The following is a 13,591-nucleotide window of genomic DNA, read 5'->3' as shown; positions in this document are numbered from 1 at the left end:
CGGTTGTTTTACTGGTTTTGCTGCCAGACAGCAGGGTAAGGATCATCGATGAAGCGGTGTGTTGACAGCTGACCATTTTCCACCTCGCCAAGCTGCAGCAGATATGATGCAATCCCGGCTGCGCCATCATAAAAACCTAAGGCCGCGGTAATATTTTGCGGATTCTTCCGTTCAAAGGCCTGCTGCCAGTAAGCAAACTGGTCGTCTTGGGTTGCCCGTTCAACCAAAAGCTTGGCGGTCTGCTGGGCACGTTCAAGATAATCAGGATTGCCTGTTACGAGATAGGCACCGGTAAACAGCTGCAGGATGCCAGCCGTACCGCAGCAATAGTTGTCGGTTTCCCAATAGCCAGCCGAACGCTGTTGGGGTGCCTGCACGCGATCAAGTCCCGCGATGGCGGCTGCAAAATCATCTACGGCATATGCATCAGCGGTCTGCTTGGCTAATTGATAAAAATAGCGCGCCGTTCCCACGGGGCCACCACAGTAGCCGACATAGCAGATATGTTCGGTATCAGGGTGATAGTGTGGTAAGAGCAGTCCTTGACCGTGATTATAGAATTCGTAAAATTCGCGAATACCCTTGGTGCCATCAATAAAACGATTTTCTCCTGTCAACTCGGCTAATTTAAGCAAGGTGAATGCCACGCCGGAAGGACCCAGTGGAAAGCCGGTATTGAACTTGCCGATGGGGCCGCCGACGAATTTAGGATCCAAGCCGACATAAAAAGCCTGGCCATTTTCGTCAACCTGCTTGTGAGCCAAAACATAGTCACCAAATTTGATCAGAGCTTCTTGCCAGTTAGCAGTTCGATACTTTGCGCCAAGGCGTCCCAATAACAGCGCGGTACCACCGTCAGCCACGATGCCAATCTGGCCGCTCCAGGAGCCATCCTGCTTTTGCTCAGTGACGATGCCGTTTAAAATTTTGGTAATTGCCTGATCAAAAACAGTCTCATGATGTTCTTGATTGATCCAGTCCAATGCCTGCGCCACGCCACTGAGCCCAGTCGTAAAGGCATAGCGGCTAAAAGCCTTATCCAGCTGCGGCTCTTTTGCCAACGCGCGGGCAGCCAGCTCGTGACCAGCCGCGACTGCGGTATCCAGGTAGCGTTGGTCGCCGCTGATTTTGGCCAGTTCCAGGTAAAATTTAACGATTCCGCTGGCGCCGGCATACATAGAGGCCTCGTCATAGTAGCGCCAAGGGCCCTTGAACGACTTACTGATGTCCCAGGTAATGCCGTTTGCAGTCTCAACGATATGCTCATCAAGCCAGTTAGCGGTTTTAATCGCAATTGGCAGATACTGATTCTTGCTCATTTAGGCAGCCTCCTCGCCAAAACGACGTGCCAAGCGTCTTTCTAATAATTTCTGCAGCAGCGTATAGACATAGATCATGATCACGTACCAGATTCCAACGACCAGGTAGACATCGAAGTATTCAAAGTTTTCCGTTGCCAGCAGTTTACCGGCCCCAAAGATTTCGGTCACGCCGATTGAAAATGCCAGTGACGTTTCCTTTAGCAGGCCGACAAAGGTATTGCCAGCCGGCGGGATAATAACGCGAATGGCTTGCGGGATGATGATCTTGCGGTAGACCAGTGATTTGGACATTCCTAATGCCAAGCCGGTTTCCAGTTGGCTTTTAGCTACCGATGCAATTCCCGAACGGAAAATCTCGACCAGGTAGGCGCCTTCTTTTAGCGCTAGGCAGATGGTCGCGGCAATAGAAGCCGGCACTAGGGAGCGACTGTGCAGCAGCTGTGGCAGTCCGTAATAGCCAACGAAGAAGATAACCAAAGTCGGGAAACCGCGAAAGATTAAAACATAGAAGTCAACCAACCAGCGACTGGTCTTATGATGCTGACCAATGCTTAGGATCGCCGCGACAATGATGGCAAGAATCATTGCCGACACTGCCATTAAAAGGGTTACTGGAACATATTTGCCGATTTCTGGAAAAACCTTAAGCATATAGGGAAAATCCATTTCTATTCCTCCGTTGTTTTTGGCTTAGTCGTTGCTGATCGATTTTTTGGTAACGTCCTCGCCGTTGTAGTACTTCTTGGAAAGTTTTGAAAGCGTGCCATCCTTTTGCAGCTTGCGCAAGGCCTTGTCAAATTTCTTTTGCTTCGCCTGGGCTTGACTGTTTTTTGCAAATGGGAAGGCTGATTTGTTCCAGCCAACTACGCCCTTTAAAATTCGCAGATCGAGGTTTTGCTTTTTGATGGTTTCTTCCAGGAACTGCCGCTGGTTCAAAACCCCAGCAACCGTGCCATTGTTGGCGTCCGTAAAGATAGCGTTGCGATCATCATATTTTTTGATTTTGATCTTAGAGTCGTACTTTTTCAGCAGATCGATGTTGGAGGAACCAACCGTTGCGGAAACGGTTTTTCCTTCCAGATCTTTAACCGTCTTGTACTTGGAATCTTTTTTAACCGCGATTTGGGCCGGGTAGTAAGAGTAGACTGGCGAGAAATTGTATTTCTTTTGACGTTCAGGCAGGACCGTTACCGAATTGGCGATCGTGTCAATGCTGCCCTTGTCTAATTCACCGAAAAGACTAGGAATATCGCCAACAACCTTGAACTTGACCTTATCGCCCATTTCTTTGGCTACGGCCTTGGTAACGGCAACATCAAACCCAGTCAGTTTGTCGCCTTTTTTATATGAGGTTGGATAGGTTTGTGCCGTAGTACCAACCGTCAAAGTCTCAGCATGAGCAATAGGCGCGGCAGCAACGGTTCCACCTAAGGCAAGCGCGGCAACGAACAGTTTGATCTTGGAAAATTTCATATTTAAAAACCCCTTAAAAATTGAATAATAGCAGTAACCAACAAAAAAGGCCGTGACTCCATCGAAGGAATCACGGCCTGGTTGCCTGTCTGGATATGGCAAGCGTTTGTAGAGGATCAACGCCCAATTACACAAGTCCAGATTGATTCAATGATGGCATGTCAAACAGTGCGCGGCACATTACAGTACAGCACATGCATTGACAGCACATCATGGAATCAAACTTGATCATAGCGTTTAAATTCTCCTTTCGAAAACCATTGCAAACAGCTTACCGGTTATTAGTGACAATTGTCAACAATAAAATTATAATTTTCAAAGAATTATGCAAGGCAACAGTCCTAAAAAGTCCAGTATAATCGGAAGACAGCTGCCGGTTTCGTGTTACAAAAAAATTATTTTGTCGTTTTTAACAAAGACAGATTATTTTACGTCAGCAGCTTCTTTAGGTGTGACGAAATCACGTTGAATCCAAAGTGAAATCAGCATGGCGATTACATCGATCACGATAAAGGCCAGCAGCGTTACGTAGTAGTTGTGCAGTACTTGATGTGTAAAGGAAAGCAGTACGGGACCGACCATGCCGGCAACCGCCCAGGCCGTCAGCACGTAACCATGGATGGCGCCCAATTCCTTAGTACCAAAAACATCACCAAGGTAGGCCGGGATGACGGAGAAGCCAGCGCCGTAGCAAGAAAGCAGCAGGCACAGAGCGATGGCAAAAATTGCGGGTACCTGACAGAAAATCAGAATGATCAGCATAATAATGTCGATAATAAAGATCAGGCTGTAAGTCAACGGACGACCGATCCAGTCAGAAAGCGTGGCCCAGGCAAGGCGACCAAATCCGTTGAACAGACCCAAGATACCAACCATTACGGCTGCCGTGGCCGCGCTCATTTTAGTCATTTCTTGGGCCATTGGTGAAGCGGCGGAAACCAAGCCGATTCCAGTCGTGATGTTGATAAAGAACATCAGCCACAGGAAAGCAAAAGTTCGGGTTTTAACGGCTTGGTTGGCAGTCAGCTGCTGACCGTTCGTCAAGCTGACCCGAGAGGCTTTTTGGGCAATCGCGGTTGGCAGTTCGTTTGGCCGTGGCTTCTTGATGAACTGAGCGGCAATCAGCATTACAACCAGGTAGAAGGCGCCTAAGACGTAGAAGGTAACGGAAAGACCGATGCCAGCCATCAGCTGCTGAGCAATTGGACCCGTCAGCAGCGCGGCAAAGCCAAAGCCCATGATGGCCAGGCCAGTTGCCAAGCCACGCTTATCGGGGAACCAACGAATAATCGTGGAAACCGGCGTCACGTAGCCAGATCCGAGGCCCAAGCCACCGATAACACCATATGCCAGATACAGCAGCCAAAGTTGGTGCGTGTGAATGGCGACCCCGGTCAGCATGATCCCTGATCCGTATAAAACAGCAGAAATAGTACCAGTAACGGTTGGGCCGAACTTTTCTACCAGACGTCCCATGAAGGCAGCTGACATCCCCAGACAAAAGATGGCCAGGCTAAATGCAAATGATACCGAGGCTTCCCGCCAGCCAGTTTGTTGAGCGATCGGCTTGGTAAAAACGCTCCAGGCATAGACGCCGCCAATCATTAAGTGCAAGACGACACCAGCGAAGGCGACGCCATAACGATTCCTTGTCTTAGTCATAGTATTCTCTCTCCCTTATTTCTTAAACACGAACATTAATAAAATTAAACTTTATAAGATTCGGTGTATTGCTACATTAACATGCTGAAGTGGCAAAATCAACGGCAAAAAGTGACTTCTAAGCGAACCTTAATCTGAAAACCTTTCCATCGGCTGATCAAGGACGAATTTGCTAAAAAAAGAAAGCTTTTCTATAATTTGACAAAAATAATAATGAGGTGAGCAGCAAATTGAGTCTTCGTTTTGAGACGGCCAGACATGAAGATCTGCGCCGAATTGTCGAAATCTATAATCAAATCATTCCTTCACGTCTGGCGACAGCTGATCTGGAGCCGTTAATGACTTCAGATCGCGAGGCGTGGTTTCATAATTTTACGCCAACCCATCCATTATGGGTCATCAGAAGCGATACCGATGAGATTTTGGGGTGGGTAGGCCTGGAGCCGTTTTATGGGCGGCCGGCTTATGAACACACAGCCGAGGTTAGCATTTATATCGATCAAAACGCGCGGCATCAAGGCCTGGGATCGCAGGCACTCGAGTTTGTGATTGCCCAGTTGCCCAGTTTAAACGTGACTGCGTTGGCAGCTTATATTTTTGGGCATAACCAGCCAAGTCTTGGTTTGTTTAAAAAGTTCGGCTTTAACCAGTGGGGATGGTTGCCAGCTGTCGCGGAACTTGATGGTCAGAAACGCGATTTAGTAATTATGGGGCAAAGATTCGACTAGCAAATCAGATTTTATTAAAAAGCCTGAGTCGTAGCAAAGAAACGGCTCAGGCTTTTTATGTATGGCTTGAAAATAGAAGGTTTTTAATTTATCAGTTGAATAATTAATTATTTTTGAGTAAATTCTGGAAGCGATAAGATTTTGAAGAGCACGGTAAGATAGTATTTGGCTTAAGACTACAGATACTAGTTTTTGACGGATATTTCGAAAGAATGGCAAAACGTTTATCAAAAAATTTATCGCAATAAAGAAACCACTTTGGTAAACACTTAATATATTTATTAGTATTATATGTAAATACTGTCACCATGATTGTTGCAAATGGTAAAATTTCTCAAAAGCCGGTTCTGTCAGTTATTCCGGATCATCCTAAGAACCTTGCTGTACCAAGCAATTCAACGCTGCCACAAACCGGTAACGATAATAATCAAGCAAAAGTTGCCATGGGACTGGGCTTAACCAGTTTAGGCACAATGATGGCAATGTTTGGTCTGAAGAAACGTCGTCATAATTAATCGCAAAAAACGGAGCATCCAGTAAACTGGAACGCTCCGTTTTATTTTTTGAATTTAAAATGCTTGCATGTTCGGTAGTAGTTGCTATCCGGCATGTTTTTGTTTTTAGAAAAAATTACTATATGCATGGTTTGGTGTTTATAGAGAAATGCTTTTTTACAAATTTTAAATGCATATAGTTTAACCTTTTACTCATTTTGAAAATTTATTAAAAATAAAAAAAGGTGAGACGGGGCAAGAATGTCTCATTTCACCTGGGATTTCAAGGGAACCAAGTCTCGTCGCCGCGAACGAGTAAATGATAAAAGTCAAACTTGGTAATCTATGTCGGGCAACGGCATCTTTGCTATGTCACCACAAAAATGGGAATTTAGCGGCTTAAACTGCGTTGATGCGTTGAGGTGGGGTGCTTCATAACTCAGAAGTTACGAACCCCATTTTATAGGCATATATACACATGAGATAGAAATAAAATAAATTCTTTGATAAGAAGGAACCATTGAACCCTAACTCTATGAATCATATAGCTTCTATACCTTTAAGCTTAATGTTTGTCGATTATTAAGTCAATGCTTTTCTTAACATTTGTGCCAATCACTTAAAAAAATTTTTGCAATCTTTAACAATTCATAACTCCTGAGAAATGGAATCGCTCAGCAGTTGGTAAAAATAATTGAAATAGGATTGTTGGAAAAATTGATCGTGATAAACTTGTCTAAAAGAAATCGATAAACTAAAGCGAGGAAAGGCAATGAGTTTAATTTATGTTACCAGAGCAACTCAGAATGATATTCCAGCAGTTGCAGCAATTTTTGATCAAGCCAAGGCATTTTTAAAGGCAGCCGGCAGTCCACAGTGGCAGGCAGGCTATCCTAATGCCGATACGGTTGCCCAAGATTTGGCCAGTCAATCATCATGGGTGCTTAAAGTTGATGGCAAGGTTGCCGGCTATGCAGCAGCCGTAATTGGTGATGATCCAAACTATCAGAAAATCGATGGTGCCTGGCAAAATAATGATGCCCCATATGCTGCTATTCATCGCTTCGCACTGAGTCAAGACTATCGCGGCCAGCATTTGGCAAAATACTTTATGAGTGACTTGATTTCGATTTTAAACGAGCAGGGAATTCATAATTTCCGTGTCGATACGCATGATCTGAATCAAGCAATGCAGCACGTTGCCACCAGCAATGGTTTTATTAGACGCGGTCACATCAACATTTTGGATGAGCCCAATGATCCATTGCGCTGGGCGTTTGAATTAAATCTATAATGAAAGGCTCTGCAGCTGGTAGCTGTGGGGCTTTTTTTGTTGCCTGACAAATTAAATGGCGCTAAAAAAGAATTATCTATCAAAAAATCCTCGCACCAGCAATTGGAACGAGGATTGATGTTACTTGTCATATTTATCAAGATTGAATTTCTTGATAGCATAGATCAGCTCATTGGCATAGTTGGGATCGGTGGCATAGCCGTCTTTTTGCAGTGCCCAGGCGGCTTCTTGGTAATTTTTGGCATTTAAGATATCCTTAAATACGTTTGGCTTGGCCTTGGTTCCATGAGCGAGCAGTTCAGCATGGGCCTTTAGCGAAGCATCCCAGCTGTCATATACGGCAAAATATTGTTTGACCTCGACCGTTTTGCCATTGATGTTTTCCTTAGTGTACATGCGCACGCGATTCTTTTTGGAAGTTGCCTTAATCCCAAATAAATTATTGTACTTGTAAGCTAATTTACTGCGACCCCAGTTTGATTCCGTGCCAGCTTGGGCGATGATGATACTGGCAGGGATGTGGTATTTCTTTTGTTCTTTTTGAGCAATTGGCGCAATGGTTTTAATGAACTGCTTAACCGTGATCTTAGATGGATGAGTCTCTCGCTGCGGCTTGGCAGACTGACTGGATGAATTGTGGAAGTAAATTCCCAATCCGATTGCTAGGGCGATTACAATTGCGGCAATTCCTGTCCACAGCCATTTTTTAGATTTAATGTTCATATTTCCCCCTGATTTAGAATGTATATTTTTTTAGAAAAATTCAGTAAAGCTTTAAATGTGATTATAAATATTTTTTACTGTTGATCATAGTAAAAAGGTAAATCTCCATAAAATAACCAAAAAGAGTTCATATTTGCATATCTGATGAGTTGATCAGGAGGTACGTTGTTAATGTCAAATTTTTCATGTATTCAATCGATAAATCGTTAAAAATTTTTACTTTCTATCAGTAGGTTATTCAGTATCTTTGTTGCTGTTATTAAAAAACACAAATCAAGTTTTTGTTTGATTTTACAAAAGCTGAGAAAGTCCTTAATTTATTCTGGAAATTTTTCGATGGATAACATAAACTAGTACTTGTGTATACGCTTTATTACTTAAACAGTGTAAATGATTATATTTGTTCTTAACATATTAACTTATAATACGGGTAAAACTTTTCTTCTCGATTGCTATGAATAGATGTCGATTTATGAATCATGATTTAGCGATCATTCTTATTTTTTAAAATTAATAAGCATTCATTAGCCAAATGACATTTTTGCGGACAATATTTAATACATAAAGGAAGATTAACGTGCAAACAAAAAATGTTCGAAACAAATCAAAAGTTGATGAAACCGAACGCGTAAAACTATATAAGACGCATCGAGGCTGGTGTAGCTCATTGTCACGCTTTTGGACTTTTTTGAAAGCGGCTTCGGTTGATGAGGATGATGAAACCTCATATGAAGATTATCTCAAGGCAATCGCCACCATCGGAACCATTGCCGGGGCCACTATGCTGATGCCTACAACTGCAATGGCCGACAGCACGCAGCTGCAGAAAACAATGGATTCGCGCCGCTCAATGGCAATTGGTCTTTCATCGAATTCTCAAAGCGAATCAACAAGTGGCTCGACCGATAATTCAAAAAGCTTGGATTCGACGGACAGTACGACTCAATCAGAAACGGTCAACGGTACTGACAGCCGCTCAACTGAAAGCTCATCAGCCAACTCAAATGAGGCTTCAACCAGCTCAACTAGCAGTGAAGACAGTCAAAGTTCAGTAGCTGATTCTAAACAATCATCCGAAAACAGCCAAACGGCATCAACTGCTTCAACAACTGCCAGTGAAGATGCTGTAAACAGTTCAACAACGACTTCAAACAGTTCATCAGCTCACGACTCACAGTCAAATACCACACCAGACTATGGTCAACAAACTGACAGTCAAGCTACCAACACGCTAACGGCAGCCAGTGTCGATCCTCAGGCAGCGGCTGCCAATTACCTGCAGGATATTTTAAGTCAGCTGTGGGCAAAGCAGTCTAATCAAGTGATCTATTCAAATACGATTTTGGATGATGAGTATTTGAACAACGAAAACTCATACACGTTTGACTGGAGCCATATATTTAACGACAGTTTGGGTGAACTGTTTGATGGTATTTTTAATCATGATTGGGGATCATTTTACAACTTTATCCAAAATTATCATGGCAACGGTACGCTTGATCTGGCATCGATTTTTGGGACGTTTTCCAATCACCTTAAGATCAACGCAGATTATCGTGGCAATCTGGCAACTGGCGATTATCAAGGTGGCAGTGGTTTTGGAACGCAGGATCGTATCAATGGGAATCTCACGACTGGCGATGTTGACTATATCCAAAAGATTAGTGGTCAAATCGGCAGCAATGCCTTTTCTGATCCCAAATATAACCGGATTGTTTTTGGTAATGGCGTCAATGCTGAAATTGGACGAGACGGTAACCTATACATAAACGGTAATCGCATGGATCATGTACATATTGGTTACAATGCTGACGTTTTTAAAGATAAAGCCGACAGCAATTATATTGATTTTGAACAGATCTTTAATATTCTGAACGGCAATGCTCAATCGTTAAGTCAACAAGGCACCACGCCTGGTGTTCGCCAAGGCTACTACAATAATCCAGAGTATGGTGCTCAGCCTAATAATTCGGACTACATGATTGATGTTTCAAAAGCACAACCGGATGCAAACAATCGAATCTATGTTAATGTTCCATATGAATATTTGACGGGCTCAAGAACCACAACGATTAGGGGATTGACTGAATCAAATTATGGTCCAGTTGTCGTTATTAACGTTACGGGCATTCCAGAAGGTCAGACTATTGATATTTCCCGTCAGCTTCAGCTACATTACGATAATTGGCGTAGCTTGTTTAACAATGGTGATGTCTGGAGATCAGAGCCTAACCACTTGCTGTGGAACTTTGGTACTACCAGCGATACGATTAGGTTTGATAGTGCCTTTGTCGGTAGCGTGCTGGCACCTAATGCACATATAATTACCAGCTCTGACTTTGCAGGAAACATTGCAGCCGACACGATTGAGAACAATGGTACGTTTAGACGCTGGGACTTGAATGGCCAGCTGGTCTCAACTCCAGAAATGCGTTCGCTGAGCACCAGCATGAGTACGTCGAGTATGTCAGAATCGATGTATAATTCCGCGAGTGACAGTATCTCGGTATCTAATTCAGAGGTTAAGAGCCAGTCTGAGGCTGCATCTGCTTCAACCAGCGAAATTACGTCAACGAGTAATTCAGCTTTGACTAGTACAAGTAAGTTTGAGTCGACGAGTAGCTCAACTTCGGCATCGACATCAAGGGATGAATCTATTTCAGCCAGCGAATCGGAGTCCACTTCAGAATTAGAAAGCACTTCGACGAGTGAAAGCGAGTCAGCCAGTGAATCGGAGTCTACTTCAGAATCTGAGAGTACGTCTGAATCAACCAGTGAATCGGAATCTACATCCGAGTCTGAGAGCACCTCAACAAGTGAGAGTGAGTCGGTAATTGAATCCGAATCTACTTCAGAATCTGAGAGTGCGTCTGAATCTGCTAGTGAATCGGAATCTACATCCGAGTCAGCAAGTGAATCGACTTCGACGAGTGAATCTGGGTCTGTCAGTGAATCCGAGTCCGAATCAGAATCAGCCAGCGAAAGTGAATCTGAATCGGCATCTCAGTCAGTAAGTAAAGAAGCTTCAGAAAACAACTCGACGTCGAAATCAATTGCTGATAGTGAAAGTACTTCTGCAAGTCAGTCAACCTCGCGGAGCGTTGCTGAAAGTGAATCAACGTCTAAATCTCTTGCAGATAGTGAAAGCGTATCTCGTTCAGAGAGTGAACTTGCATCAAAGGACCCAGAAGCTAGCTTAAGTTTGCAAGACCGGGATGCATCAATTTCTGCAAGCAAGGAAGACTCACAACTTGCTTCACAAAGTGAGAGTGCGTCTACTAGTGCTAGTCAATCTGAAGCAGAAGAAGAGTCTCTTTCAAAGAGTGCTTCAGAATCTGTTTCAAAAGAAGAAGCAAGCGAATCTGCTTCACTTTCAACTAGTGTTGCTCAATCAGCATCAGCTTCAGCTGAAAAGTCTGCATCTATTGCTGCTTCTGTTAGTGCTTCACAGAGTACGAGCAAGTACCGTGCAGAAAACTACTCATTGAGTACTGCTGACTCCATGAGTACCCTGGCTAGCCAAGTTGCAGCAAGCAAGGGCTTTTTGATCTATGACATGAAGATAACCACCATTAATAATGGTCCCTATGCTCCTCAGACTTTGTCAAACTTAAAAGGTTACCTAAACCTGAGCACTGGTGTCATTACTTGGGAAGTTACTTACATGCCAAAGTCTACTAATGGTTCCTCTTACTTTGGTTTCTTTGTAAACAGTATGTCAGGGCTTGAGGGGGCAGATACGATCACTGTCTACTCAAATGCCTCAGGTGCCGTTGTTGCTGCTTACGATGCTGCAGGGACTAATAATACGATTATTAATATCAATAATTTGTATAATGGCACCCAGCGTGATGGAAATGGTAAAATCCAAAAAACTGCTCTGGGTTTTAATGTTAATGCTAGCCAAGTAAATGATAAGAAATACGCAAATAAGCGTTATTGGGGGGATGCTTTTTCTACTACCAATAAAATTGATACTTCTCAAGGGTTAACAGTTACTTTTACCACTAAGATTCCATCAGAAAATCTTGTTGACTTTGCATCAGTTGTTAATAACGTTCTTGTTGAAGTTCAAGCAGATGAAAGTGCAACGACTAAGAATGTAAAAGCAACTGTTAGTGAAAGTAACACTAACAAGGCAAACCTTGGTGGTATTATGGCTGGCGCAGCTGTTAAGGGCGCATACAACAGTAATGCCTTCAGTGAATCAGCCAGTCAAGTAACTTCTCAATCTATCAGTGAATCTGTCTCAGAATCAGCAAGTGAGTCTGAGTCAATTGAAAAGAGCAAGTCGGCTTCAACAAGCAAGAGTATTGTTGACAGCAACAGTGACAGTAAGTCCAAGTCAATTGAGGAAAGCTCTGCAAATTCTGCCTCAAATAGCGAATCTGCATCTAAGTCTGCCGAAGAATCAGCATCAATTAGTGCCTTTGACAGTGCAAGCAGATCTCTGTCCAGAAGTGAATCTCAGTCTAAGCGTGACTCCGTATCAGCCTCAATTTCAAGTAGCAAGTCTGCATCTCAGTCAGCAAGTGAATCAGTTTCTGAGTCTGAGAGTGCAAGTGCAAGTAAGTCAGTCAGCGAGAGCAATTCTGTTAGTGCTAGTGAATCTGCATCAATAAGTAAGAGTATTTTTGACTCGCAAAGCGCTAGTGAAGCAGACAGCATTTCAAATAGTCTTGCGTCAGAATCAGATAGCGAGAAAAAAGAAAGTGCGTCAAAATCTGTTGCAGAAAGTCAGAGTGAAGCTGCTTCAAAGAGTATTAGCGAATCTATCAAAGAATCTGAATCGGTTTCTCAATCAGAAGAGATTTCAAAGTCAACTAGCACGAGTTTGTCGGAATTGAATAGTAAGAGCTTAAGTGAATCAGCATCCACTTCAAAGTCCACAAGTGAGTCCGTTTCAAAATCAGCTAGTGAAAGTACTTCCGCATCTAAGAGCACTTCGCTATCATTAAGCACTAGTGTTTCTGAATCAGCAGCTTCACGGAGTAAGAGTTTAAGTGAATCTGCAAACACTTCAAAGAGCTTATCAGAATCATTAAGTAAAGTGAGATCTGAGAGTGTATCAGAAAGTCTATCTAAGAGCTTGTCGGAATACAATTCAGAGATTCTTTCAATTAGCGAAGAAAAGTCTAAAATCAAATCTGAATATGCTTCTGACTCAGAAAAAGTTTCTGAACGGATTAGTACTATCGAATCGAATAGTCTTTCTACAGCTATTTCAAACAGTACGATTACGGAATCGGATGCCGACTCTATTCTTTCTAACTGGGATAGTCAGTCAAAATCTGTCTCCGCAAGTAAGAGCGCAAGCAAGGCTGCAAGTGAGTCAGCAAGCACGGCTGCAAGTGAGTCTGTAAGTAGATCCGAATCCGAGAGTATTTTAACTAGCGAGTCCGAAAGTACTTCGACTAGTGAATCAGAATCAACCAGCGAATCCGAGTCTGCTAGCGAATCTGAAAGCGCCTCAGAGAGTGAATCGGAATCAATTAGCGAGTCAGAAAGCGAATCCGAGTCAGCTAGTGAATCTGAAAGCACTTCAGAGAGTGAATCGGAATCCGAAAGCGCCTCAGAGAGCGAATCAGAATCAACCAGCGAGTCAGAAAGCGAATCCGAGTCAGCTAGCGAATCTAAAAGCGCCTCAGAGAGTGAATCGGAATCAACCAGCGAGTCAGAAAGCGAATCCGAGTCAGCTAGTGAATCTGAAAGTGCCTCAGAGAGTGAATCGGAATCAATTAGCGAGTCCGAGAGCGAATCCGAGTCTGCTAGTGAATCTGAAAGCACTTCAGAGAGTGAATCGGAATCCGAAAGCGCCTCAGAAAGCGAATCCGAGTCTGCTAGTGAATCTGAAAGTACCTCAGAGAGTGAATCGGAATCAATTAGCGAGTCAGA

General features: G+C 43.4%; 9 protein-coding genes. 4 read left to right on the top strand and 5 right to left on the bottom strand.

Features of this window, described 5'->3' with window-relative positions; translation table 11 throughout:
* Positions 1 to 8: 8 nt before the first annotated feature.
* The 4 genes from HF864_RS06805 to HF864_RS06790 all read right to left on the bottom strand — a co-directional run bounded on the left by HF864_RS06805 (position 9) and on the right by HF864_RS06790 (position 4,457).
* Positions 9 to 1,319 (bottom strand): lanthionine synthetase LanC family protein, encoded by a 1,311-nt coding sequence (locus tag HF864_RS06805; protein ID WP_169462238.1) that lies wholly within the window; start codon positions 1,317 to 1,319, stop codon positions 9 to 11.
* Positions 1,320 to 1,988, bottom strand: a complete 669-nt coding sequence (locus HF864_RS06800; protein WP_169462237.1) for an amino acid ABC transporter permease — start codon at positions 1,986 to 1,988, stop codon at positions 1,320 to 1,322. It abuts the gene before it with no gap.
* A gap of 24 nt (positions 1,989 to 2,012) precedes the next feature.
* On the bottom strand, positions 2,013 to 2,795 hold the full coding sequence (locus HF864_RS06795; protein ID WP_169462236.1) for a transporter substrate-binding domain-containing protein: 783 nt from the start codon (positions 2,793 to 2,795) through the stop codon (positions 2,013 to 2,015).
* 423 nt (positions 2,796 to 3,218) lie between these two features.
* Complete coding sequence (locus HF864_RS06790; RefSeq protein ID WP_169462235.1) at positions 3,219 to 4,457, bottom strand: OFA family MFS transporter; 1,239 nt, start codon at positions 4,455 to 4,457, stop codon at positions 3,219 to 3,221.
* A gap of 230 nt (positions 4,458 to 4,687) precedes the next feature.
* Here HF864_RS06790 and HF864_RS06785 point away from each other — a divergent pair, with 230 nt between their 5' ends.
* From HF864_RS06785 to HF864_RS06775, 3 genes are all read left to right on the top strand, one after another.
* Positions 4,688 to 5,185, top strand: coding sequence for a GNAT family N-acetyltransferase (locus HF864_RS06785; RefSeq protein WP_169462234.1), 498 nt, complete (start codon positions 4,688 to 4,690; stop codon positions 5,183 to 5,185).
* A gap of 308 nt (positions 5,186 to 5,493) precedes the next feature.
* Complete coding sequence (locus HF864_RS06780; protein WP_169462233.1) at positions 5,494 to 5,700, top strand: LPXTG cell wall anchor domain-containing protein; 207 nt, start codon at positions 5,494 to 5,496, stop codon at positions 5,698 to 5,700.
* Between the two features lie 751 nt (positions 5,701 to 6,451).
* Positions 6,452 to 6,973 carry a GNAT family N-acetyltransferase gene (locus HF864_RS06775; protein WP_169462232.1) on the top strand — a complete coding sequence of 174 codons (522 nt, stop codon included), beginning with the start codon at positions 6,452 to 6,454 and terminating at the stop codon, positions 6,971 to 6,973.
* Between the two features lie 120 nt (positions 6,974 to 7,093).
* Here the strand turns inward: HF864_RS06775 and HF864_RS06770 are convergent, their stop codons facing one another.
* A complete protein-coding gene (locus HF864_RS06770) occupies positions 7,094 to 7,696 on the bottom strand; it encodes a glucosaminidase domain-containing protein (protein ID WP_169462231.1) in 603 nt (200 codons plus the stop codon).
* 577 nt (positions 7,697 to 8,273) lie between these two features.
* On the opposite strand from HF864_RS06770, the gene HF864_RS09550 reads away from it, so the two are divergent.
* Positions 8,274 to 13,591 (top strand): serine-rich glycoprotein adhesin (locus HF864_RS09550; protein ID WP_169462230.1); only part of this gene is annotated, 5,318 nt, incomplete at its 3' end.

Origin of the sequence: Lactobacillus sp. MRS-253-APC-2B, from assembly GCF_012843675.1 — a bacterium.
GTDB lineage: Bacteria > Bacillota > Bacilli > Lactobacillales > Lactobacillaceae > Limosilactobacillus > Limosilactobacillus pulli.
This window is presented reverse-complemented; position numbering and strand designations above follow the sequence as displayed.

Coding starts and splice junctions, on each gene's coding strand:
- HF864_RS06805 (WP_169462238.1), bottom strand. CDS start 1,319: ATGAGCAAGAATCAGTATCTGCCAATTGCGATTAAAACCGCTAACTGG.
- HF864_RS06800 (WP_169462237.1), bottom strand. CDS start 1,988: ATGGATTTTCCCTATATGCTTAAGGTTTTTCCAGAAATCGGCAAATAT.
- HF864_RS06795 (WP_169462236.1), bottom strand. CDS start 2,795: ATGAAATTTTCCAAGATCAAACTGTTCGTTGCCGCGCTTGCCTTAGGT.
- HF864_RS06790 (WP_169462235.1), bottom strand. CDS start 4,457: ATGACTAAGACAAGGAATCGTTATGGCGTCGCCTTCGCTGGTGTCGTC.
- HF864_RS06780 (WP_169462233.1), top strand. CDS start 5,494: ATGATTGTTGCAAATGGTAAAATTTCTCAAAAGCCGGTTCTGTCAGTT.
- HF864_RS06775 (WP_169462232.1), top strand. CDS start 6,452: ATGAGTTTAATTTATGTTACCAGAGCAACTCAGAATGATATTCCAGCA.
- HF864_RS06770 (WP_169462231.1), bottom strand. CDS start 7,696: ATGAACATTAAATCTAAAAAATGGCTGTGGACAGGAATTGCCGCAATT.